22 protein-coding genes and 2 pseudogenes are annotated in these 22,867 nt (G+C 66.1%); 9 read left to right on the top strand and 15 right to left on the bottom strand.

The annotated features are described in order from the left end of the window. The first annotated feature begins 45 nt into the window (after window positions 1-45). A pseudogene (locus JWP83_RS15525) lies at window positions 46-992 on the top strand (dipeptidase). After that, complete coding sequence (locus tag JWP83_RS15520; protein ID WP_297731443.1) at window positions 895-1,911, top strand: methyltransferase domain-containing protein; 1,017 nt, start codon at window positions 895-897, stop codon at window positions 1,909-1,911. The pseudogene JWP83_RS15525 and the gene JWP83_RS15520 overlap by 98 nt, the downstream one beginning before the upstream one ends. Here JWP83_RS15520 and JWP83_RS15515 read toward each other — a convergent pair. The 3 genes from JWP83_RS15515 to JWP83_RS15505 all read right to left on the bottom strand — a co-directional run bounded on the left by JWP83_RS15515 (window position 1,908) and on the right by JWP83_RS15505 (window position 4,393). Continuing rightward, a complete protein-coding gene (locus tag JWP83_RS15515; RefSeq protein ID WP_297731441.1) occupies window positions 1,908-2,282 on the bottom strand; it encodes a limonene-1,2-epoxide hydrolase family protein in 375 nt (124 codons plus the stop codon). The genes JWP83_RS15520 and JWP83_RS15515 overlap by 4 nt on opposite strands. Window positions 2,283-2,367: 85 nt before the next feature. Then, the gene (gene meaB, locus JWP83_RS15510) at window positions 2,368-3,246 is read right to left on the bottom strand and encodes a methylmalonyl Co-A mutase-associated GTPase MeaB (RefSeq protein ID WP_297731439.1); all 879 of its coding nucleotides are present in this window, start codon (window positions 3,244-3,246) and stop codon (window positions 2,368-2,370) included. Between the two features lie 7 nt (window positions 3,247-3,253). Further along, complete coding sequence (locus JWP83_RS15505) at window positions 3,254-4,393, bottom strand: thiolase family protein (protein ID WP_297731437.1); 1,140 nt, start codon at window positions 4,391-4,393, stop codon at window positions 3,254-3,256. A 225-nt stretch (window positions 4,394-4,618) separates the two neighbouring features. On the opposite strand from JWP83_RS15505, the gene JWP83_RS15500 reads away from it, so the two are divergent. After that, complete coding sequence (locus tag JWP83_RS15500; RefSeq protein WP_297731435.1) at window positions 4,619-5,479, top strand: proline iminopeptidase-family hydrolase; 861 nt, start codon at window positions 4,619-4,621, stop codon at window positions 5,477-5,479. A gap of 69 nt (window positions 5,480-5,548) precedes the next feature. Here JWP83_RS15500 and JWP83_RS15495 read toward each other — a convergent pair whose 3' ends face one another. From JWP83_RS15495 to JWP83_RS15480, 4 genes are read right to left on the bottom strand one after another with little or no spacing between them, the layout of a single operon-like run. After that, complete coding sequence (locus JWP83_RS15495; RefSeq protein ID WP_297731432.1) at window positions 5,549-6,316, bottom strand: enoyl-CoA hydratase/isomerase family protein; 768 nt, start codon at window positions 6,314-6,316, stop codon at window positions 5,549-5,551. Then, window positions 6,317-7,414 (bottom strand): acyl-CoA dehydrogenase family protein, encoded by a 1,098-nt coding sequence (locus JWP83_RS15490; RefSeq protein ID WP_297731430.1) that lies wholly within the window; start codon window positions 7,412-7,414, stop codon window positions 6,317-6,319. Next, window positions 7,401-8,306, bottom strand: coding sequence for an acyl-CoA dehydrogenase family protein (locus JWP83_RS15485; RefSeq protein WP_297731428.1), 906 nt, complete (start codon window positions 8,304-8,306; stop codon window positions 7,401-7,403). The genes JWP83_RS15490 and JWP83_RS15485 overlap by 14 nt, the downstream gene beginning before the upstream one ends. Continuing rightward, entirely contained in the window at window positions 8,284-9,687 is a 1,404-nt protein-coding gene (locus JWP83_RS15480; protein ID WP_297731425.1) for a class I adenylate-forming enzyme family protein, read from the bottom strand. The genes JWP83_RS15485 and JWP83_RS15480 overlap by 23 nt, the downstream gene beginning before the upstream one ends. 104 nt (window positions 9,688-9,791) lie before the next feature. On the opposite strand from JWP83_RS15480, the gene JWP83_RS15475 reads away from it, so the two are divergent. Both JWP83_RS15475 and JWP83_RS15470 read left to right on the top strand, forming a co-directional pair. Then, a complete protein-coding gene (locus JWP83_RS15475; protein WP_297731423.1) occupies window positions 9,792-10,145 on the top strand; it encodes a 2Fe-2S iron-sulfur cluster-binding protein in 354 nt (117 codons plus the stop codon). Window positions 10,146-10,164: 19 nt separating this feature from the next. Next, a complete protein-coding gene (locus tag JWP83_RS15470; RefSeq protein ID WP_297731420.1) occupies window positions 10,165-10,479 on the top strand; it encodes a DUF4286 family protein in 315 nt (104 codons plus the stop codon). A gap of 133 nt (window positions 10,480-10,612) precedes the next feature. On the opposite strand, the gene JWP83_RS15465 is transcribed toward JWP83_RS15470, so the two are convergent. Beyond that, window positions 10,613-11,509 carry an SDR family oxidoreductase gene (locus JWP83_RS15465; RefSeq protein ID WP_297731418.1) on the bottom strand — a complete coding sequence of 299 codons (897 nt, stop codon included), beginning with the start codon at window positions 11,507-11,509 and terminating at the stop codon, window positions 10,613-10,615. 168 nt (window positions 11,510-11,677) lie between these two features. On the opposite strand from JWP83_RS15465, the gene JWP83_RS15460 reads away from it, so the two are divergent. Continuing rightward, window positions 11,678-12,571, top strand: coding sequence for a LysR family transcriptional regulator (locus JWP83_RS15460; protein ID WP_297731415.1), 894 nt, complete (start codon window positions 11,678-11,680; stop codon window positions 12,569-12,571). A gap of 69 nt (window positions 12,572-12,640) precedes the next feature. Here the strand turns inward: JWP83_RS15460 and JWP83_RS15455 are convergent, their stop codons facing one another. The 7 genes from JWP83_RS15455 to JWP83_RS15425 all read right to left on the bottom strand — a co-directional run bounded on the left by JWP83_RS15455 (window position 12,641) and on the right by JWP83_RS15425 (window position 19,299). Further along, a complete protein-coding gene (locus JWP83_RS15455; protein ID WP_297731413.1) occupies window positions 12,641-13,672 on the bottom strand; it encodes a CoA transferase in 1,032 nt (343 codons plus the stop codon). Next, window positions 13,669-14,625, bottom strand: coding sequence for an LLM class F420-dependent oxidoreductase (locus JWP83_RS15450; RefSeq protein WP_297731411.1), 957 nt, complete (start codon window positions 14,623-14,625; stop codon window positions 13,669-13,671). Before JWP83_RS15450 ends, JWP83_RS15455 begins: the two co-directional genes overlap by 4 nt. Then, window positions 14,610-15,041, bottom strand: a complete 432-nt coding sequence (locus JWP83_RS15445) for a cobalamin-dependent protein (RefSeq protein WP_297731409.1) — start codon at window positions 15,039-15,041, stop codon at window positions 14,610-14,612. The genes JWP83_RS15450 and JWP83_RS15445 overlap by 16 nt, the downstream gene beginning before the upstream one ends. After that, window positions 15,042-16,619 carry a methylmalonyl-CoA mutase family protein gene (locus tag JWP83_RS15440; RefSeq protein ID WP_297731407.1) on the bottom strand — a complete coding sequence of 526 codons (1,578 nt, stop codon included), beginning with the start codon at window positions 16,617-16,619 and terminating at the stop codon, window positions 15,042-15,044. A 75-nt stretch (window positions 16,620-16,694) separates the two neighbouring features. Next, window positions 16,695-17,507, bottom strand: coding sequence for a methyltransferase domain-containing protein (locus JWP83_RS15435; protein WP_297731404.1), 813 nt, complete (start codon window positions 17,505-17,507; stop codon window positions 16,695-16,697). A gap of 12 nt (window positions 17,508-17,519) precedes the next feature. After that, window positions 17,520-18,170, bottom strand: coding sequence for a M15 family metallopeptidase (locus tag JWP83_RS15430; protein WP_297731478.1), 651 nt, complete (start codon window positions 18,168-18,170; stop codon window positions 17,520-17,522). A 154-nt stretch (window positions 18,171-18,324) separates the two neighbouring features. Further along, window positions 18,325-19,299 carry a cation diffusion facilitator family transporter gene (locus tag JWP83_RS15425; protein ID WP_297731402.1) on the bottom strand — a complete coding sequence of 325 codons (975 nt, stop codon included), beginning with the start codon at window positions 19,297-19,299 and terminating at the stop codon, window positions 18,325-18,327. A gap of 626 nt (window positions 19,300-19,925) precedes the next feature. Between JWP83_RS15425 and JWP83_RS15420 the strand changes: the two genes are divergently transcribed. From JWP83_RS15420 to JWP83_RS15410, 3 genes and pseudogenes are all read left to right on the top strand, one after another. After that, complete coding sequence (locus JWP83_RS15420; protein ID WP_297731400.1) at window positions 19,926-22,334, top strand: MMPL family transporter; 2,409 nt, start codon at window positions 19,926-19,928, stop codon at window positions 22,332-22,334. A gap of 26 nt (window positions 22,335-22,360) precedes the next feature. Next, window positions 22,361-22,564, top strand: coding sequence for a hypothetical protein (locus JWP83_RS15415; RefSeq protein WP_297731398.1), 204 nt, complete (start codon window positions 22,361-22,363; stop codon window positions 22,562-22,564). Beyond that, window positions 22,533-22,867 (top strand): annotated as a pseudogene (locus JWP83_RS15410) (hypothetical protein); the annotation flags it as partial. The gene JWP83_RS15415 and the pseudogene JWP83_RS15410, both read left to right, overlap by 32 nt.

Genomic DNA, 22,867 nt, shown 5'->3' with positions numbered 1-22,867 from the left:
GGGAAATCCGTGGACCTCTAGTAGACTGCGGTAAAGGTATTCACCATGTCACTCCTGTGGGACCAGCACACCTGTCTGCCGCTACATACCGACGCCGAAGTCGAACCGCTGACCCGGTACCGGCGCGGCGGCGGCGCATTCCTGTCGGTCAACGCCGGGTACGCGCCCCACACCTTCAACGACACGGTGGCGCTGCTGCGGCACTACCATGCCGCGGTCAATGTCCACCCAGACCTGGAGTTGGCGGCCAATCTCACTGATGTCGAGGCGATCAGCCGCGCCGGCCGAATCGCGGTTGCGTTCGACCTGGAAGATTCCGCTCCCCTCGACGGTGATCTCAACAATCTGGCGGCGTTGATGGGCCTCGGTGTGCGCACGCTACTGCCTACCTACAACCATGCCAACCGCGCCGGCAGCGGCTGCCTGGACGTTGCGGATGGTGGCCTTACCGCGTGGGGCCGTTCACTCGTCTCCGAAATGAACCGCGTCGGCGTCGTGCCGGACGGATCCCATTGCAGCGCCCGCACCGGGCTCGCCATGTGCGATGTCTCAACGGGCCCAGTCATTTACAGCCACTCCTGCATACGCGCGGTCTGGGATCACCCGCGCAACATCACCGATGACCAGGCCCGGGCCTGCGCCACCACCGGCGGCGTCATCGGGATCACGGGTGTCGGCATTTTCCTCGGGCCCAACACCCCCACCCTCGAGGGCGACACCTTGAGTACGCCGTCGAGCTCGTCGGCATTGACCACGTCGGCGTCAGCACCGACTTCTCGTTCGATTGTGCCGATTTCGTCGACGAGGTCGTGCGCAATCCTCGCTTGTTTGACGACGGCTATACCCGTTGGGGACCCATCCAGTGGATGCCGCCCGAGGCCTTCGTGAGGCTCGATGACCACCTCCGTCGGCGAGGGTGGAGCACTTCCGACATCCAAGCCGTCCTTGGCGGGAACTTCTATCGCGTTGCCCAACAGGTCTGGTGCGCCTGATCAACAAGGCAGCGAGAGTCATGTGCGGCCGTTTTGCTTTCCGCAGCTCTCTGTGGGGCCAGGCTTGCGTGTCGAGATCCGGCGCGCGCTGCGTCATGCTGAATGGATGGTTGCCTACGATCGGATCGGCATTGGGTATGTCATGACGCGCCGGCCCGATGCGCGGATCGCTTCCCAGATTCACGCCGCGCTCTCCGCGATGGGCACCGTAGTCGACGTCGGGGCCGGCGCTGGTTCCTACGAACCGGCCCAGACCGTCGCCGCTGTCGAGCCCAGCATGGTGATGATCGCCCAGCGCCCACCTGGATCGGCCCCATGTGTACGGGCCGTCGCAGAGGCTTTGCCGTTGCGGGACAAGTGCGTTGACGCAGCGATGGCAATTTTGACCGTGCACCATTGGAGAAACGTCGCCGCCGGGATCGACCAGCTGCGTCGAGTCACCCGCTACAGGATTGCGATCTTGACCTGGGATCAAACGGTGCTGAATAGCTTCTGGCTGCTGCGGGAATACTTGCCCGACGCCGCTCGAATTAACGACGCGCTGTACGTACCGGTCGACCAACTTGTCGAGCTATTGGGAGGCGCGCAGATACAGACGGTCCCTGTGCCGCACGACTGCACCGACGGGTTCGGTGCCGCCTATTGGCGACGCCCGGAGGCCTACCTCGACCCCACCGTTCGTAAGGGCATCTCGATGCTGGCTTATGCGGGTGAAGCCGCCCTCACCGAGGGCTTGACCCGGCTTGCCGGCGACATGCGCTCCGGACTATGGCATCGACGGCATCTAGACCTGCTTGAGCAAGAGCAGTTTGACGCCGGCTACCGCCTACTCATCAGCGATCAAGGGCATGGATACGCGCAGGGCTCCATTTCGGCGCGAAAAACTTATGGGCGGCGGTCGAGTTGCTCGGACGGCTAGCTGAAGGCGCTGGTAATGGTCGCCATATCGAAGTAGTCGCGCCAGGCGACGATCCGGTCGTTCTGCACCTCGAAGACGCCCATCACAGGCAAAGGGATTGTCCCGCCGTCCTTGCGGCGCATCACGTCCGTGCGCTCGTTCATAATCAATCCTCCGTCGCCGACCTGCCGGTGCACGTTGAAGTCGATGCCGTCGAACGCGGCGAGAAACCCTGCGATGAATTCCTTTATCGCTTCGCGCCCTTGCACCGGCGCCATGGGGATGTTGTGGTAGACGGCGTCTTCGGTGAAGTAACCCGCTAGCTCGTCCGGATCGGGCGCTGCCCATCGTTTGCAGAATTCGGTTACCAGCTCGTCGGCGGAACGTGTCATATGTTCATGCAACACATTGATATGGGGCAAATCAAGACTAGAGCCGAACGGGGCTGCCGACGCGAGCCGCAGCTCGTTCGGTTGTCTACTCGGACCTGGGAGACAGCAGCTTTTCGGCCGCGGTGTACGGATCGTCGTGGCCGTCGATCACCGCCTCGGCGAGCCGGTCGAGATCCGGCTGGGTCCGCAGCCGAGTTTGCGCCATCGACAGGATCTGTGCTCGGGCCCGCGCCAACCGGCGCCCCCGGCTGTCGGTGCGGTGGTGATCGTCGATGGCGGTGACCAGATCCGCAACGCCCTCGCCCCTGGCGGCGATGAGACTGACGATCGGGGCGTTGGTCTCGGCGCGCAGATCCCGCACGGTCCGTTCGGCACCCTCCCGGTCGGCCTTGTTGACCGCCACGATGTCGGCGACTTCGAGCACACCCGCCTTGGCCGCCTGCACCGCGTCCCCCGCCCCCGGATTGAGTATGACGATGGTCGGGTCGGCGATGGCGGCGATCTCGATCTCCGACTGCCCCACGCCAACGGTCTCCAGCAGCACCACGTCATAACCGATCGCGCCCAGCAGGCGGATGGCCGCGGGAACCGCAGCGGCCAGACCCCCGATGTGACCGCGCGTCGCCACCGAACGGATCAGTACGTCGGAGTCGTTGATATGCGCGGTCATTCGGATTCGGTCACCGAGCAGGGCACCGCCGCTGAACGGCGACGACGGGTCCACCGCCAGCACGGCCACCCGGCACCCGCGTTCGCGGTAGGCGCCGACCAGGGCGCCGATCGTCGTCGACTTGCCCGCGCCCGGTGGTCCGGTGATGCCGATAACGCGGACCTTGAGCGCGGTTGCGGGTCCGATGCTCGCCAGCACCTCGTCGCGCCGTTCGCCTTCGACGAGGCTGAGCAGCCGACCCGCCGCGCGCGGAGATCCGTTGCGCGCTCCCGCGATCAGGTCGGCGATCCTCATGTGCGCATTATGGCGCAGCGACCTCGATGACCGTCGCGGAACCCATTCCGCCGCCGGCACACATGGCCGCAACGGCTATTCCGCCACCGCGGCGGCGCAATTCGTGCACCAGGGTGACCAGCATCCGGGCCCCCGTTGCCGCAACGGGGTGTCCCAGCGAGCAGCCGCTGCCGCTGACGTTGACCTTGTCGGGATCTAGGTCGAGCAGTTTGATGGTGGCCACGCACATCGCCGCGAAGGCCTCGTTGATTTCGAACAGGTCCACGTCCGAGATCGAAAGCCCGGCGCGGGCAAGCGCTTTCGGTATGGCTTCGACGGGCGCAAGACCGGTGATGGCCGGATCGACGCCGACGGAGGCCCAGGACCGCACGGTGGCCAGGGCGGGCAGGCCCAGCGTGTCGCTCGCGATGGTCAGTGCCGCCGCGCCGTCGTTGGCGCCGCAGGCGTTGCCGGCGGTGATCGAGAAGCCCTCGATCTCCGGGTGCAGCGGCTTGAGTGCGGCCAGCTTCTCGATGGTGGTGTCGCGGCGCGGGTGCTCGTCGACGGAGAACAGCCCGTGCGGCGTCTCGATCGCAACGACCTCCTCCTTGAAGCGCCCCTGGTCGATCGCCGCGACCGCGTTGCGGTGTGACCGCAGCGCCCACGCGTCCATCTCCTCACGACTCACGCCCGCCTTGACCGCGGCGTTCCAACCCACGGTGATCGACATGTCGAGGTTCGGTGCGTCGGGACGGTCCGGGTGGGTCGGCGGGAACCAGTCCACCCATTCCCCGTCGACCTGCATTCGCGATCGCGGTGAGGTGGATGCCGAGTTCACGCCGCCGGCGATGACGAGCTGATCCATCCCGGCCCGCACGCTTGCCGCCGCGCTCTGCACCGCCGCCTGACCCGCCGCGCAGTGCCGATTGTTGGCTAGACCCGGCACCTGGGGCAGGCCTGCCGTGATGGCCGCGTGCCTGGCGACCACGCCGCCGCCGTAGAGACCCTCACCCAGGATCACGTCGTCGACCTGCGCCGGGTCCAGCTCCTTCGCCGCCTCGCTGACCACGTGGTGGGCGAGGTCGAATGCGCTGGTGTCGCGCAGCGTCCCTTTGCGGGCGGTGCCGATGGGGGTGCGCAGGGCGGACACGATGACAGCTTCAGGCACGGGTCTTCTCCAGGTCGGCAAGCTCGACGCGGCCAAATCCGGCCGCACATTCACGAGAACGCTATTCTCTCATTTCGAGAGTATGAGTTGCAAGGAGGGCATCGCTCGCAAGGTGGGCACCACCCGCTCGCGAGCAGACGCAGAAGCGCACGTAGCCGCGGCAAATCGTGCGATTTTGCGTCTGCTCGTCAAGCAGGAATGGCGCGGATTTGTCATGGTGGGTGCATGACTCAGGGCGCGATCGCGGTCCCCGGCGGAAACGTTTGGTACAGGCGCGTCGGTGGCGGGGCCGGTCTTCCGCTGCTCGTCATTCACGGCGGGCCCGGTTTGCCGCACAACTACTTGAGCTCCCTGGGGCGGTTGGCCGACGAACGAGAGGTCATCTTCTGGGATCAGCTCGGCTGCGGGAATTCCGAATGTCCATCCGATGCCGAGCTTTGGACGATGGAGCGTTCGGTTGCCGAGATGGACGCCGTGGTAAAGGGCCTGGGCCTGAACCACTTCCATATCTTCGGCAATTCGTGGGGCGGGATGCTGGCGCAGCAGTATGCGCTCGATGTGACATCGGGGGCCGCCAGCCTGACCATCTCGAACAGCATCGCGTCGATACCCGAGTTCTCGAACATGGTGGCGCGCTTGAAATCCGAGCTGGACCCGGCAACCCAAGCCGCTATTGACCGTCACGAAGCAGCCGGCACAACCTATTCGGCCGAATACCAGGCCGCCATCCGCACCTGGAACGAAACCTATCTGTGCCGCGTGTGCCCCTGGCCCAGGGAACTCGAGGATGCGTTCCGGACCATGGGCACCGAGATTTTCGAGACCATGTTCGGCCCGAGCGACTTTCACATCGTCGGGACCATCCGAAGCTGGGATGTGTTCGACCGGTTAGCCGAGATCGCCTTGCCGACGCTGGTTCTCGCGGGCAGGTTCGACGAATGCGTGCCGGAACACATGTGGGAAATGCACCGGCGCATATCGGGTTCGCGGTTCGAGCTGTTCGAGTCGAGCGCTCACATGCCGTTCATCGAGGAACCCGAGAAGTTCGATCAGGTGGTGCGAGACTTCCTACAGCAACACGACTGATCGCGAGCGTAACGCCACGGCGAAAACCGGGCGGAAATTCGCCGTGCCGTTACGCTCGCGGTTGTGGAGTCAGTTCCTACCCGCATTCAGCTTGGCGACAATCGACCGGAAATCCTCGGTCATGAACGACAGGTGCTCGGCCGAAAGCGCGTAGTCCAGGCTGGCGAGGACCGCGCGCTCCAAATGAATGTTTAGCACCCGCTTGGTGCTCTCGACGGCTTGCTGGGGCAAGTCCAGAATCTTTTTGGCGCAGGCGATTGCCTCGGCAACGGGGTCGAGTGCCACGTGGTTGGCCAGTCCCAGTTCGACGGCGCGCCGCGCGCTGATGCGGGTGCCGGTCAGCGCGTATTCCTTGGCCAGCAGCAGGCTGATGTGCAGTGGCCAGGTCAGCGGTCCGCCGTCGGCGGCCACCAGGCCCACCTGCACGTGCGGGTCGGCGAGAAAGGCGTCTTCGGCGATGTAGACGATGTCGCTCAGTGCGACCAGGCTGCAGCCGAGCCCGACGGCCGGCCCATTGACGGCCGCCACCACGGGAATTCGGCAGCGCGCCATGCCGAGCACGATCTCGCGTCCGTCTCGGATGGTCTTGGCGCGCAGATCGGCGTCTTGGGAAAGCTCGGCAAGATACGAGAAATCTCCGCCGGCCGAAAATGCTTTGCCGCTGCCGGTCAGCACGGCCGCGCGGGCAGCGGGATCGTCGCTCATTCGCTGCCATAGCCGCGCGAGTCCGACGTGGAGGTTGTCATTGACCGCGTTGAGGTCATCTGGGCGGTTCAGGGTGATGATCCGCAACGCCCCGTCGGCGCGGACGTCGATTTCGGCTGGCATGTCGTACATTCAGACTCCCAATCCCAAGATTCGCGAGGCGATGATGTTCTTCTGTATCTGTGACGTCCCGCCCATCACGCTCTGCGCGCGACTGTACAGATAGACGCTGAGCAGGTCCGGATCGCGGGTCCCGCTGACCGCCAGCGCGGCGTGCCCCACCGATTGCTCGACCCAGGTCATCAGCAGCTTGTCGAGCGATCCTTCCGGGCCGTGGGAGACCCCGTCCAACTGCTCGGACAGGCGCCGCCGGACGTGGTGTGTCAGCATCTCCGACTCGACCGCCGCCCAGGCGAGCTCTTCGGGAACCGCCCCTTCGTGATCATCCCAGTGCGCGAACAGGTTTCGGACGAGTTTGCCGTATCGGGCGGCGTAGCCGAGAGTGGATGGCTCGCGCTCGTGCCCGACGACGGTCATGGCGACGGCCCATCCTTCGCCGGGGGCACCGACCATCCGGTCCGCCGGTACCGTGGCGCCGTCGAAGAACACCTGGCCGAATTCGTTGGTGACTCCGTTCATCATGCGCAACGGACGCTGTTGCACGCCAGGCTGTTTCATGTCGAGCACAAACGCCGACAGGCCCCGATGGCGTTTGGCCTCCGGGTCGGTGCGGGCCAGCAGCAGACACCAATCCGCGACGTCGGAGTAGCTCGTCCAAATCTTGTGTCCGTGCACCACATAGGTGTCGCCTTCGCGGGTGGCGGAGGTGGTCAGCGATGCCAGATCGGAGCCGGCGCCGGGTTCGCTGAAGCCCTGGCACCACCGCTCGGTGCCGTTGATGATGCCGGGCAGGAAGCGTTTCCGCAGCTCGTCACTTCCGTGGCGCCCGACGCCGAAAACCAGGTATCCCACGCTGGGACGGAGCGGAGCGCCGGCGCGCACCAACTCCTCATCGACGATGACGTCGTACACCGGCGGCAGCTCCTGGCCACCGTAGTCACGGGGCCAGGACAGGCCGAAAAAGCCGTTGTCGTATAGGGCCCGGTGCCACTCGGCCATGCGCTCCCAATATTCGTCACCCGACCCGGCAAATTCCTTGGCATGCGTCGCCAGCCAGGTGCGCAGGCGCTCCCGGAAGGCGGCCTCGTCGGGCGAATCACGAAAGTCCAAAGTCGATCCCCTTCAGCGTCACGGGCCACAGTTCGGTCGATGTCAGCGCACGGCGCAGGTAGACGTGGGCGATGCATTCCCAGGTATTCCCGATGCCGCCGTGCACCTGCACGGCTGTCTCGCAGACGGTGCGCGTAGCGCGCGCGCAGTAAACCTTGGCGACCTGGGCGGCCCGAACGGCCTCGGCCGGCATTAGTTCGTCCACCGCCCACGCGGCATGGCGCAACACGCTCACCGAACCTTCAATCAGCGCAAGGCTTTCGGCCAACAGGTGTGCGATGGCCTGATACGATCCGATCGTTTTGCCATACTGTTCGCGAATTTTCGCATAGTCGCACGCGACCGCGTGCGCGCCCCGTGCGATGCCGACCAGATCCGCCGACGTGGTGACCAGCGCGAGAGCCAGCCACCGCGCGGCCACATCGGAAGCCACCTCGCCCAGAGTCATCGGCGATCCCACGATGTTCGCCTCGGCACGGGTCAGGTCGGCGCCGGCGCGAATGGAGCCGATGTCCGCCGCAACGACCGTGCCGCCGGAGAGCGACAGTGCGCGCTGCGCGCCGCGGGCGTCGATCACCCGGTCGTCCACCGCGACGGTCAAGCCCCCGCTCTCGGCACCGATATGCCGGGCCAGATCGTCGGCCAGCACCGGCCCGAGGAAGGGTACGTCGACCAGTCGGCGCCCGAATTCCTCCGCGACGATGGCCACTTCGACGCCGGAAGCACCGTCCGATCGCAGCTCCCGCCAGCCAGTCAGCTCAATCTGCTTGTCCAGGCGGGCGATTCGAGCGTCGTCGTCGAGATCCTGTACCGCGCCGGGCCCGAGATCGTCGGCCAGCTTGGCGGCGGCGTCGCGGAGCTGCCGCTGTTCAGCTGTCAGACGTACATCCATAGGACTCCTTGAGAACTCGGCGCAGCACCTTTCCCGAGGGCAGGCGCGGTATATCGTCAACGAACACGATGTGGCTCAGGTGTTTGTAGGACGCTAGCTTCTCGTCCACCCGGGCGGTCAGGTCGGATGGGTCGACCGGCGCGCGCGCCGCGACGGCGGCAACGATCGCCTCACCGTTGATGCCGTCGGGAACACCGAACACCGCGCAGTCTTTGACGGCCGGATGGCCGTGCAGCACCGTCTCGATTTCGGCCGGCGCGACCTGGAAACCGCGCACTTTGATCATCTCTTTGAGACGGTCGGTGATCCGCAGCCAACCGGCGCCGTCGAGCCAGCCGACGTCCCCCGTGCGATACCAGCCGTCACGGATCGCCTCAGCGGTCGCCTCGGCGGGCAGGTAGCCGGCCATCAGCGACATCGACCGCGCCTGGATTTCGCCGACCTCCCCCGGGCCGACGGGCCGGCCGGTCTCCAACGAGACCACCCGCAGGTCCACCCCGGGCACCGGACGCCCCACCGAGTCAAGCCCGGTCCCCTGCAGCGGATTACATGCGATGACAGGCAATTCCGTGGTGCCGTAGGCGGGGACCCAACCAACGCCGGTCCGGCGGGTCACGGTGTCGGCGACGCTGGGGCTGACGGGCGTCGCCCCCCACATGATGAAGCGGAGCGAGGACAGGTCGTAGGTTTCGAGCTTGGGGTGCGACGCGATGGCCAGCGCGATCGGCGCGACCGCCATTTCTACTGTGATGCGGTCCTTTTCGATGTGCTGCAGCATCCGATCGATGTCGAATCGACGGTGCAGCCGCATCTGGGCGCCGGTCCGCAGCGCGGTGAGGATGTTCAGCAGGCCGAGGATGTGCGACGGCGGCGTGGCAACCTGGATCCGGTCGCGTCGCGTCAGCTGCAGCGCCGTGCGCCAGTGCCCCACGGCCTCATCCAACGCTGCGTGGGTGTGGCGGACGGCCTTGGGCAGACCGGTGGTGCCGGAACTGAACACCAGCACGGCGTCGGCGCGAGGCGGGGGCGAGCCGGGTATCGGCGCTCCCGGGGGAATCGGTTCGTCCAGGTGCAGCATCGGCATCAGGCCGGCCAGCTCGGGATGGTCTCCGACGGCGTGCGCCGGGCCGGTGATTGCGAGCGCGTGGTCGACCTCGTCGCGCTTCCACGCGGGGCTGATGAGGACCGCGGTGGCGGCCAGCCGCCAGATCGCGAGCAAGGCGGCCACAAACTCCGGCCGGTTGGATGCCATGACCGCTACCCGCTGACCTGGGGCGACACCTCTTTTCGTCAGGGTCCCGGCCAGCCCGTCGGCCAAGGCGTCGAGCTGAGGCAGGCTGAATCGCCGTTCCTCGAACACGAGCGCTGCCGGCTCGGTCACGTCCCGTTCCTTCCAGCAGTCCGAACGTCTTGAGAAGACCCTATCGCTCTGTGAGAATAGTATTCTCTATACTGAAGAATGCAAATACGGGTGGGGCGGTCATGGTGACGGTCACCACGATCATCGAGGAGACTCCCCGGGTGACAGATCCCGCATCCAACTCCGCAACCAAGGAAGATGCCGAGGCAGGCACGGTGACGATTCACCTCGACCGCAAGAAGGTGTCGGTGCCGCTAGTCCCCGGCGAAACCCTGTTGGAAAGCGCGCGGCGGGCGGGACTGGAACCGCCGTTCAGTTGCGAGGCGGGCAATTGCGGTACATGCATGGCTCGGCTGATCGAAGGCCATGCGACCATGCGGGTCAACGACGCTCTCGAAGAGGACGAAGTGGCCGAAGGCTACATTCTGACGTGCCAGGGCGTACCCGACACCGAGTCGATCACGGTGCGCTACGAGTAGCCACAGAGAGGCGGCGACAATGGCCAAGGGCATCATGTACGTCGAGAGTCGGCCCAGTTCGCCCGAGCGCGAGCAGGAGTACAACACCTGGTACGACGAAGTACATTTGCCCGAGCTGCTGGCGCTCGACGGAATCGTCTCGGCACGCCGGCTGCGTCCGGTTGACGGGCAGGGGCCCTATGTCGCCATCTATGAACTCGAAGGCGAGGATCTTCAGGCCATCTTGGACAACATGATTGCCAACGCCGGACAGCTGCACATGTCCGATGCCCTGCAGTTGGATCCTGCGCCCATTCCGCGACTGCTCGAGACGACGACCGAGTGCGGCGGCTAGCTCAGTTCGGCCAGCACTGGATCTAGTTGTGCGAGCTGCCTTATGCCCGAGGCGAGACGGGCAGGCACGCGCCAACCGGCCCCAACGCCTGGCGGACTGCGTCGACGACGGTGTTATCCACGGCGATCCTCCTTCACACGCTGAAGTAGTGGCCTTCGTCGAGGTCTTCGATCAGCCCGGGGTGTTCGGGATGCCAATCCAGCACTTTCTGCGTGAGGGCGTTCGAGGTCGGGTTGTCCAGAGCTGCGAATGCGGCGAGGAAACCGAAGTGGTCGGCCGCTTGTTCGCTGGCGATGCTGACGACCGGCAGACTCAAATGGTTGCCGATGACCCCGGCGATGTCGCGGAACGGCACGCCCTCGTCGGCGACGCCGTGCAGTCGCGTTCCCGCCGGAGCCTTTTCCAGCGCCAGCCGGTACATGTGCGCGGCGTCGAGCGTGTGCACGGCGGGCCAGCGGTTGGAGCCGTCGCCGAGGTAGGCCGACACGCCCGTGTCGCGGGCGGTGTTGATCAGGTGGTGGGCGAAGCCGTGGTGGTCCAGGTTGCTGTGCACCAATGGCGAAAGCCGAACGACCGACGACCGCACCCCGCGTTCGCCCAGCGCGATCACCGCGTTCTCGGAGTCGATCCGCGGTCCGCCGGGCAACGTCTCATGTTCGGTCGCGATGCGCCCCGGTGCGGCGAATGCAAGCAAGAGCGTGCCCGAGGTGATGACGAAGGGCCGGTCCGAACCGACAAGCGCCTCCCCAAGGGCTTCGGCGGCGCGCAGGTCCGTCTCGGCAGCTCCCGCGTAGTCGTTGAAGTCGTGTTTGAAGGCGAGATGAATGACGCCGTCGGACGCCGCCGCGGCATCCCGCAAGCCGTCGAGGTCATCGAGGTCGCCCCGGCGCGCCGTGGCGCCGGCGGCGGCCAGCGCGGCGGCGCCCTCGTCCGACCGGGCCAGGCCGGTGACCTCGTGCCCGGCTTCCAGGAGTTCGGTGACGACGGCAGAACCGATGTGTCCGGTCGCGCCGGTGACAAAGACGTGCATGGAAGATCCTTCTCGGTCTTGTTGGGCGGGTATGCCATCAAGTCAATGACGGCCCTCGGCGGTGTGTCCAAGTCCTATTTCAAATGACACGATGCAATTGAGGCATCACAGCAGATCAGCAGGGCTGTATGTGAACACCGGGCGAACTACCATGGCTACACTGGGCGCATGACGGACTCGGCATCGCCGGTGGTGGACCTGGACCTGCGGCTGGTCGGGTATTTCGTTGTGGTGGCCGAGCATCGACACTTCGGCCGGGCGGCCGCCGCCCTGCGCGTCGCGCAGCCGTCGTTGAGCCGGCAGATTCGCCGGCTGGAGCAGCAGCTGGGCGCCCGGTTGCTGGACCGCACACCGCAAGGCACGCGGCTCACGGATGCCGGCGAGGTGTTCCTGCCCCGGGCCAAGGCGCTGTTGCGCTCGGCGGCCCAAGCCACGGCGCAGGCCCGGGCCGCCGCGCAGCCCAGCCGCATCATCATCGGCTACACGGCGGGCCTAATTACCACCCCGGCGGTGCGCGAGTTGCGCCGCGAGCACCCCGACGCCGATGTGCAAGTCATGCACCTGGATTGGGATCAAGCCCGTCCTGCGCTGCTCGACCATCGAGTGGACGCGGTCGTGACCCGGCTGCCGTTCCCCACCGACCAGCTGCACGTGACCGTCCTCTACGACGAGCCTCGGGTGCTGGCGGTGCCCATCGATCATCGCCTGGCAGGCAGGGAATCAGTCACCCTCGACGACATCGCCGACGAGCCGATGCCTCGGGTGCGGCACTCCGATCCGGCCTGGAGTGCCTTCTGGCGCATCGACCCTCGTCCCGATGGGCGCCGAGCACCCGATGGTCCGTTCATCGATGCGATCGAAGATAAGTTCGAACTCATCGCGTCCGGGCAGGCGGTGGCCATCACCGCCGGCCTTCACGGCAACACCCTGCGGCCGGACATCACGACGGTCCCCTTGGATGGCGTCGAGCCCAGCCACGTCGTTTTGGCGACGCGCGCAGGCGACCGCAGTCGTCTGGTGGTGGCGTTCCGCAAGCTCGCGGAAGCCCACCTCAACTCTTGACGGCGAACGTCGACTTCATTGCGCGAAACCACGCGATGTGCCGCAACGACTCGACGTTCGGCGGCTTGGTCAGCTCAGCTCCGGCGGCGGACGGTAGTCGGGCTCATAGCCTGAAACACGGATGGGACTCCCGACGAGGCGGAAATCACCAGCCGTAACAACCACTTCCGGGGTCGCTTTGAGCGCCTCGGGCAGCGTCCTGACGGCCGCGGCCGGGACACCGAGGGGTCGCAGTCTCCGTTCCCAGCCGGCGGCGGTGTCGGTGGCAAGCATCGACGTGACGACGCCAAGAACCTCATCGCGCCGGGCCACCCGCTCAGCCATCGTCTCGAAACCGCCGATACCCGCTTCCGTGGCAAAGGATTTCCAGAAGCCGTCATGGGTGATGAACAGCGCCAGATAACCATCTGCGGTCTGAAAGAGCTGTGCGGGAACGTAATACGAGTGCGCCCCGTTGGGCCGGCGCTGCGGCTCGACGCCGTTGTTGAGATAGGCCGAGGCGTGGTAGTTGAGCTGCGAGAGCATGACGTCGCGCAGCGACACATCCACCTGCCCGCCCGTACTCGAGACGATCTTGGCCAAAAGCCCCAGCGCCGCACACATTCCGGTGGAGTTATCGGCCGAGGAATATCCCGGCAGCGTCGGCGGGCCGTCCGGATCGCCGGTCAGCGCGGCGATGCCGACACCCGCCTGGACCACATAATCGAAGGCCGGGTCGTCGCCGCCGTTCAGCCCGAAACCCGTGATCGCCACGCACACGATCCGCTCGTTGTGCCGCCGCAACTGCCCGTAGGTGAGTCCCAGCCGGCGGATGGCCGACGGCTTGAGGTTCACCAGCAGCGCGTGGGATTCCGCGACCAACTCGCCCAAACGCTGCTGTCCCGCCTCGGAATTCAGGTCGAGGCAGACGCTGGACTTGTTGCGGTTGAGGCTTGCGAAGTAGCTGGATCCCACCCCCCGGGAGATCTCGCCCCCGCGCGGCTCGATCTTGGTGACCTCGGCGCCGAGGTCGGCCAGCAGCATGGTCGCGTACGGACCGGCCAGCATGGTGCCGACCTCGAGGATGCGTATCCCCGCCAGCGGAGCGGTGTTGGCCGTCAACGCAACTCCGCCGCGAGCGAGGCGATCACTTCCCGTGTCCGGCGTTTGGAGGCGACGAGTTCGTCGCGGTTGTCCCCGATCGGCAGCAGCCGCACCGACAGATCGGTCACGCCGGCGTCGGCGAAAGAGCGGAATCGGCGCAGAATCTGTTCCGAGTCGCCGGCTGCACACAGATCGCCGACATCGCGGGCATCGCCGCGTTCAAGCAGGCGCTGATAGTTGGGCGACACCTCGGCCTCGCCGAGGATGCGGTTGGCCCGCTCCTTGGCCTCGTCGACTTGTGCAGGCGCACACAGGCATACCGGGATACCCGCCACGATCCGCGGCGCGGGTCGACCGGCATCCGCGGCGGCCTTGGTGATCTTCGGCGCGATGTGATCACCGATCGCGCGCTCGTCGGCCATCCACAACACGGTGCCGTCGGCGAGTTCACCGGCAAGCTGCAGCATCACCGGCCCCAGCGCGGCGACCAGCACCGGCATCGGGGTATCGGCCCCGATCACCAATGGATTGTGCACCGCGAACGAATCATTCTCGACGTCAACCGGTCCCGGCCCGGCAATGGCAGCGTTGAGGACCTGCAGGTAATCGCGGGTGTAAGCCGCCGGCTTCTCATACGGCAAGCCGAGCATGTCCCTGATGATCCAGTGGTGCGAAGGTCCGACGCCCAGCGCCAACCGTCCACCGGCCACCGCGTGCGTCGAGAGCGCCTGGCGGGCAAGGGCAATCGGATGCTGGGCCTGCAGCGGCACCACCGCAGTACCCAGCTCGATGCGCGAGCTGTGCGCGGCCGTCAGCGATACCATGGTCAGACAGTCGAAGTCGTTGGGTACCTGCGGCATCCACGCGGTGTCCAGACCCGCAGACTCGGCCCATTCGATGTCGGACGCCAGCTTGTGCACCTTGCGGGCCATATCGCCACGCTCGGCACCGATCATTACTCCGACGCGCACTGTTCCTCTTTTTCTGAAGCGGGTTCGGGGGTGCCGGTCAATGCGCGGATCTCGCGCACGAGCGCGTCGAGCGGTGTTCCGGTGGGAAACACCGCGGCGGCGCCGGCGGACAGCAGTTTGCGTACGTCGGCGTGCGGGATCGTTCCGCCGACGACGACGGCGATGTCGGCGGCGTCGGCGGCGCGCAACGCTTCGATGGTTCGCGCGGTGAGCGTCAGGTGGGCCCCCGACAGGATGCTCAGGCCGACGACGGCCACGTCTTCCTGGACGGCGATCGATGCGATGTCTTCGATGCGCTGCCGGATGCCGGTGTAGATCACCTCGAAGCCGGCGTCGCGCAGGGTGCGGGCGACGATCTTGGCGCCCCGGTCGTGTCCGTCAAGGCCGGGCTTGGCAACCAGAATCCGTGCGGCCACTTAGAACACCACCGGTTGCTGGAATTCGCCCCACACCCCTTTGAGCGCGGAAACCATTTCACCGACCGTGCAATAGGCATTGGCGCAGTCGATCAGCTTGTGCATCAGGTTGTCGGTTCCTTCGGCGGCCCGGGACAGCTCGGCGAGCGTGGATTGCACTGCGGCGGAATCCCTTTCGGCCTTGACCTTGGAGAGGCGCTTGAGTTGCAGATCGCGTCCCTCGGCGTCGAGCTCATAGGTGACGACGTCGGGCTCGGGCTCTTCGGAGACGAATCGGTTGACCCCGACGACGGGGCGTGTCCCCGCTTCGATGTCCTGATGCATCCGGAAGGCTTCGTCGGCGATCAGACCCTGCAAATAGCCGTCCTCGATCGCGCTGACCATGCCGCCGTGCCGCTCGAGGTCATCCATGATCTCGATGATGCGGGCCTCGGTGGCGTCGGTGAGAGCCTCGACGAAGTAGGAGCCCCCGAGCGGGTCGGCGACGCTGGCGACGCCGGTTTCGTAGGCGAGGATCTGCTGGGTGCGCAGCGCCAGCGTGGTGGATTCCTCGGTGGGCAGCGCGAACGGTTCGTCCCAGGCCGCGGTGAACATCGACTGGACACCGCCCAGCACCGCGGCCATCGCCTCGTAAGCCACGCGCACCAGGTTGTTCTGCGCCTGCGGGGCATACAGCGACGCGCCGCCACACACGCAACCGAAGCGGAACATCGACGCCTTGTCCGTCGTCGCCCCGTAGCGCTCGCGCACGATCGTCGCCCAGCGCCGGCGCCCCGCACGGTATTTGGCGATCTCCTCGAAGAAGTCGCCGTGGGTGTAGAAGAAGAACGAGATCTGCGGCGCGAACTGGTCGATCGTCATCCGGCCGCGTTCCACCACGGTGTCGCAATAGGTGACGCCGTCGGCCAGGGTGAACGCCATTTCTTGCACCGCGTTGGCGCCGGCGTCGCGGAAGTGCGCGCCGGCCACCGAGATCGCGTTGAACCTCGGGACCTCGGCCGCGCAGAACTCGATGGTGTCGGCGATCAGCCGCAGCGACGGCTCGGGCGGCCAGATCCAGGTGCCGCGCGAGGCGTACTCCTTGAGGATGTCGTTCTGAATGGTCCCGGTGAGCTTGGCCCGCGGTATGCCCTTGCGCTCGGCGGCGGCCACGTAGAACGCGAGCAGGATCGCCGCCGTGCCGTTGATCGTCATGCTGGTGCTGAGCTTGTCCAGCGGGATGCCGTCGAAAAGGATCTCGAAGTCGGCCAGGGTGTCCACCGCGACGCCGACCCGGCCGACCTCCTCACCGAACTCGGGATCGTCGGAGTCGTACCCGCACTGGGTGGGCAGATCCAGCGCCACCGACAGTCCCGTCCCGCCTTGCCCGAGCAGGTATCGGTAGCGGCGGTTGGATTCCTCGGCGGTGCCGAAGCCGGAGTACTGCCGAAAGGTCCACAACTTGCCGCGGTAGCCGGATCCGAAGTTGCCGCGGGTGAAGGGGAACGCCCCGGGGGGCGGGGGTTCCGCGGTTGTGTACGTCGGCCCGTATGCGGGTTGCAGTGGGATGCCCGACGGTGTCTGAGCAGCGTTATCCATCGATGAATAACGTACTTGCAAAAAAAGAGAATGCCAATACCGCGCGGTTGACCTGGTAAAACAGCGTGTTGGGGACTACGCCCGGCAGAGAATCTCGCCGTGCGGCATCGACAGCCAACCATCCGGGGTCGCGGCCCAGGTCCGCCACGCCGCGGCGATCTCCGCGAGCTGCGCCGCGGTGGCCAGACCCGACGCCAGCAACTCGCGACCCACGTCGGAGTGCAGGATTCGGTCGGCCCACATGCCACCCCACCATTCGCGGGTCGCGCTCGTTGCGTAGCACCAGACGCTGCCGGTCGGCGTGATGTCGTGAAAGCCGGCCTTCAGGGCCCAAGACAGCAGCCGCCGGCCGGCGTCCGGTTCGCCGCGGTTGGCGCGGGCCGCCTTTTCGTAGAGATCGAGCCACAGGTCCAGCGCCGGAAGCCGCGGAAACCAGATAAAGCCGGCGTAGTCGGCGTCGCGCGCCGCGACGATTCCACCCGGCCGGCACACTCGCCGCATTTCCCGCAGCGCCTGCACGGGATCGGCGACGTGCTGCAGCACCTGATGGGCGTGGACGACATCGAATGCGTCGTCGGGAAGGTCGAGCTTGTGCACGTCGGTGGTCGCGAAGGCGACGTTTGTCAGGTTGCGCCGCTCGGTCTCGGCGCGGGCCACGTCCAGGACGTCGGCGAATTGGTCGACGGCCAGCACCGCTCCGGGGGCGACCCGTTCCGCGAGGTCGGCGGTGATCGTCCCGGGGCCACATCCGATGTCCAGCAGGGTCAGCCCCGGCTCCAGGTGGGGCAGCAGGTAGGCCGCGGAGTCTTCCGCGGTGCGCCGCCGATGGCTGCGGAGCACCGACTCGTGATGGCCGTGCGTGTACCTGGCCGGGCGTTCGTCGCTCACTGCGGGGCCCCGTTAGTCGACCGGGACGTTGAGGATCGGGCGGTCGGCGGCCGCACCCGGGCCGTCGAAGTGCCACCACTCCCCGGAGTACGGGGCGAGCCCGCCGTATTTCATGGCGTCCCGCAGCCCGGCCCGGTTCGCCTGCTCGTCGGCGCTGACGCCCTGGGTCGCGTATGCCGTTGCGCGCGAGGAGAAGTCGTCGAAGTCGGTGCCCATGTCCGCCAGGCACAACCCGTCGACCTGCCGCTCGGGCGGGCACTGCTCCTGCACGACGGTGAACGTCACGTCGACCGAACGCCCGGACTCGTGGCTGTGCGCATACTGGCCCGGGCGGGCCACCCAGGCCGGGTTGGGGACCACATTGAACATCTTGACCTGGACGTCGTGCGGGCGGTAGCAGTCCCAGAACACCAGCACGTGGCCCTGCGGGCGCAACGCCGTCGCGGCCGCCGCCAGCCCCGGTGCCATGGATTGATGCACCAGACATCGCGCGTCGGACGGATACAGCTGCGTGTGGGTGAAATTGTTGGTGGTCGCGTAGCGAAGGTCGATGATGGCGTCCGGGACCACGCTGCGGGCGTCGACGAATCCGGCCGCGCGCGCCGCGTCGCTGACGGGCGGCACGTCGGGGCCGGCCTGCGCGGTTGCGGCTGCGAAGGACATCGCGAGCGCGCCGGCGACCACTAGTGCAGACAACCGCCGCATCCCAGGCATGCCCGCATTGTTGCGGGTCGTCGGGTCGAATCGCATCAGCCACACCAGCCGCCCGATTGATTTTCCGATGCGATATTCCATGCACCGGAAGGGAAGCCCCGGCTCAGGTAGCGTCCCGCAGGTCGGGATCGGCGATCGTCAGGACGGCGTCGACGATATGCGGATCCGATTCCAGCTCACTCTCCAGACGCCGAAGCGTTTTCGCCACATGCGATTCGATCTCGTCACCAACCAAATCGACGCTGGCGACGAGGAAGAGCATCCTGGGGCCCACGTAAATCAGTCGAAGAAACCGCACAGCGGCGACACCAGGTAACGCCTTGATCCGAGCCACCACAGCCTCATGCAGGTCCTCGGAAACCGGCTCCCCGGTGATGAAGCGCCGGTTGCGGTCGATGAGTACGACCGCGACGACTCCCAGCAGGACTCCAACCAGGATGGATCCGATGGAGTCCCACAGCGCATCGCCGGTGAGCTGGTGCAGCCCGATGCCTCCGAATGCCGTCGCAATCCCAATCAATGCCGCACTGTCTTCGGCGAATACGGCCCGCACCGTAGGATCCGAAGTCGCCAGCACATGCTCGAGCAAATCGCGCTGATAGGCGTGGGCTTCCCCCCGAAGCTGACGGACCGCCTGATACAGCGAAATCGCCTCGAGCACGAATGCGATGGCCAACACCAGATAAGCCAGGCGGTAGTCGCCGCGGCTGGATTCGTGGTGCGCTATTTCGGTCAGCCCGTGCCACACCGACACCACCGCGCCCACAACGAACAGGCCCACCGCGGCTAGCATCGACCAGACATAGGCTTCGCGGCCATACCCCAGCGGATGGCGGGCATCCGGAGGTCGCCTGCTTCGCCGATTGGCAATCAGCAGAAACACCTCGTTGCCGCTGTCGGCCCAGGAATGCGCGGCTTCGGCGACCATCGACGCAGATCCGGAGATGACGGCGGCCGCAGTCTTGGCGGCCGCTATTGCGGCGTTGACCGCCAGCGCGACAAGCACTGTGCGGGTGCTCTCAGCGTCGCCAGCATCGGCGCCCATCCCGGTCAAATTGAGCCTCGGTCCGACAACCATCCACTCCATCGTTCCTGACACGCCGCCGAGACGTTCCTCGGCGGGTCGAAGTCGGTGACTCGCGTGCCGATGTCACTGTCAAGTTAGCGCTGCAGATTGGGCGGCCGACGGGTCAGCGACCGCATCGCCGGACCCTCAATGTGGGCCAAAAAGTTGGAAAATGGCCGCAGGACGGCGGTTTCGCGTTTTGCGATGCGCCTGGCGAGCGATTGTCGCCGTGCGGCCAAAGCCAGATCTGGCCGCATATTGGCCGTATGAAAGGGCCCAAAACCGGCCACGGCTCTGCCGAGTGACGCATCAGAGCATGTAACTTGCGCTGATATCGGTGGCCAAGGGCGGGATCGAACCGCCGACCTTCCGCTTTTCAGGCGGGAGGAATGGCCGCGCTGGTCTCCGAGACACCGGCACGCGTGCTGCTGCGGCTGATGGCGCAGCCTCTAGGCGTAGTGCCGATCCGGCAGGTGGGCCGATGGCTACGCACTATCGGGTGGCGGCGGCGGTGGGACTTAGGCCCAGCGCTGATATCTGAACGTTTCGGCGGCTGTCGTCGTATTTATGTCGGGGGAGGTGGTTGGCGCCGCCATTGGCCTGGTGCCGAGTTACGACGGATATAACGGAGGAGCCACGTGCTGGAGCGAATCGCCCGACTAGCCATCGCCGCACCACGGCGGATCGTCGCGATAGCGATCCTGGTGATGGTCGGAGCCGCCATTTTCGGCATCCCGGTCGCCAAAAGCCTGTCGGCAGGTGGTTTCCAGGACCCGGGCTCGGAATCGGCCAAGGCGACACAGCTGCTAAGCGACAAGTTCGGCCAGGGCGACATGCAGCTGCTTATCACCGTCAGCGCGCCGGCAGGTGCCACCAGCGCGCCGGCCCGCGCAGTGGCCACCCGCATCGTCGATCACCTCGCCCAATCTCCCCATGTCGCCAATGTGACTTCGGCGTGGACCGCGCCGCCCGCGGACGCGAGGGCGCTGATCAGCAAGGACGGCGCCTCCGGTCTGATCGTCGCGGGAATCACCGGCGGCGAGAACAACGCCCAGAAGTACGCGCAGACGTTGTCTGACGAAGTTGTCCACGACTATCAAGGCGTCGCTGTCCGCGCGGGCGGGATGGCGATGGTCTATGCGCAGATCAACCACCAAAATGAGCGCGACCTGCTGCTGATGGAGTCAATCGCCATCCCGCTCAGCCTCATTGTTTTGGTCTGGGTGTTCGGCGGCCTACTGGCTGCAGCACTGCCGATGGCCGTGGGCCTCCTGGCGATCGCGGGCTCGATGGCGGTGCTGCGCGCCATCACCTTCAGCACCGACGTGTCGATTTTCGCGCTCAACCTGAGTACTGCGCTGGGCCTGGCACTGGCGATCGACTACACGCTATTGATCATCAGTCGCTACCGCGACGAGTTGGCCACCGGCGCCGGCCGCAACGAGGCGTTGATCCGAACCATGGCCACCGCCGGACGCACAGTGTTGTTCTCCGCGACGACTGTCGCGCTGTCTATGGCCGTAATGGTCCTATTCCCGATGTACTTCCTGAAGTCGATCGCCTATGGCGGTATCGCCACGGTCGCATTCGCATCGGTGGCCGCGCTCCTGGTGACGCCGGCGGTCATCGTTCTATTAGGCTCCCGGCTCGATTCGCTGGACGTGCGCCGGCTGGTTCGCCGGCTGTCGCGTCGGCCCGAACCCGCCCCGCGCCCCGTCGAGCAACTGTTTTGGTACCGCTCAGCCAAGTTCGTGATGCGCCGCGCGGTTCCGATCGGACTGGCCGTCGTTACGCTGCTGGTGGTGTTGGGTGCCCCGTTCCTCGGCGTCAGGTGGGGCATGCCCGATGACCGTGTGTTGCCTTACTCGGCCTCGGCGCATCAGCTCGGCGACCAGTTGCGCAACGACTTCGGCGACAATTCCGCGAACGCTGTGACGGTCGTAGTCCCCGATGCCCACGGCCTGACCCCCTATGACCTGAACCGCTATGCCGCCGATCTGTCCCGTGTACCGGACGTGTCGGCGGTGACCGCCCCCGGCGGCGCGTTCGTCGGCGGGAACCGTGTGGGGCCACCCTCGGCTGCCACGGGGGTCGCACAGGGTAGTGCGTTTCTCACCGTCAGCAGTACCGCGCCGCTGTTCTCCGGTAGCTCGGCGACTCAGCTCGATCGGCTGCACGCAGTACCCGGGCCGGCCGGCAGGTCGGTCGAAATGAGCGGTAATGCGCAGATCAACCGCGACAGCGTGGAGGCCATCACGTCGCGACTGCCACTGGTGCTTGGTCTGATCGCCGTCATCACCTTCGTGCTGCTGTTCCTGCTCACCGGCAGCGTGGTGCTGCCCCTGAAGGCATTGGTGCTCAACGTGTTGTCGCTGACCGCCGCTTTCGGCGCGCTGGTGTGGATCTTCCAGGATGGACATCTTGGCGCACTCGGAACCACGCCGACCGGGACGCTGGTGGCGAATTTGCCGGTGTTGTTGTTCTGCATCGCCTTTGGGCTGTCGATGGACTACGAGGTCTTCCTGATGTCGCGGATTCGCGAGTACTGGGTGCGTTCCATAGCCGCGCGGCCGGCGACAGCAGATATGGGTGCCAACAATGACGAGAGCGTCGCACTGGGTGTGGCTCGCACTGCGCGGGTGATTACCGCTGCCGCACTCGTGATGTCGATTTCATTCGCGGCACTGATCGCCGCTCACGTCCAGTTCATGCGGATGTTCGGCGTTGGTATGACGCTCGCGGTGGTGGTCGACGCCACACTGGTGCGGTTGGTGCTGGTTCCGGCCTTCATGCGAGTGTTGGGCAGGTGGAACTGGTGGGCGCCCAAACCGCTGGCCCGGCTGCACGAACGATTCGGGATCGACGAAGGTGGGATGGTCGCCGTCCACCCGGTCGAGCCGGACCCCTGTGAACCGGAGCGGGACCTGCACCCGGCGGGGACCGTGGCGACGGGCCGGCATCGGGCAACCTCCACACGTGATGCGTTCGGAAACGCCCCCCCACGTGCGCTTCACGACCGTGACCCCGAAGCTCTATCGCAAGCCTGATGGGATAGGGCTCGGCGCGCCGGGCGATGGCGAACCAAGCGGCCGTCCTGGCCGGGATCGGACTCCTGCCCGCAACGCTGCCGCGCAGTTCGGTTGTGGTGCCGATGTCCTTCGGCGGTATACAGATTGGCCTGTTTCGCAGCATCGGCGACCTCGTGTATATGCCGCTCGCCACCACCGGCAATCTGAGGCGGGTGGTTGAAGCCGGATACGACTTTTTTCGTGGATAAGTACAGCAGCTCCCGGAGACTGTTCATGCTTTCCGGAGGCGTGATCGGAGCGTTTGTCACGGGCGCGATCGCCAGCGCGTTCATCACCCGCCACTTCGATTTTGCCGGTGCAGTCGGGGGAGCTGGCGAGGTTGTCGTGGGCGGTGGAGATGTCGGTGAATGCGCGGCCGTGACCGCGGATCATGGCGGTCATGGTGGCGATGAGGCATCGGGTGGTGCCTCCGGCGCTGAACAGGTCCACGGCCAGGGTGAGGTAGCCGAGGTGGGCGAGTCGGTCGGCGTGGGCGCGCATGGCCTGGTCGA

It is taken from the genome of Mycobacterium sp., from assembly GCF_025965855.1.
Classification (GTDB): Bacteria; Actinomycetota; Actinomycetes; order Mycobacteriales; family Mycobacteriaceae; genus Mycobacterium.
Note: the sequence above shows the minus strand (reverse complement) of the source record. Positions and strands in the feature narration are given on the sequence as shown.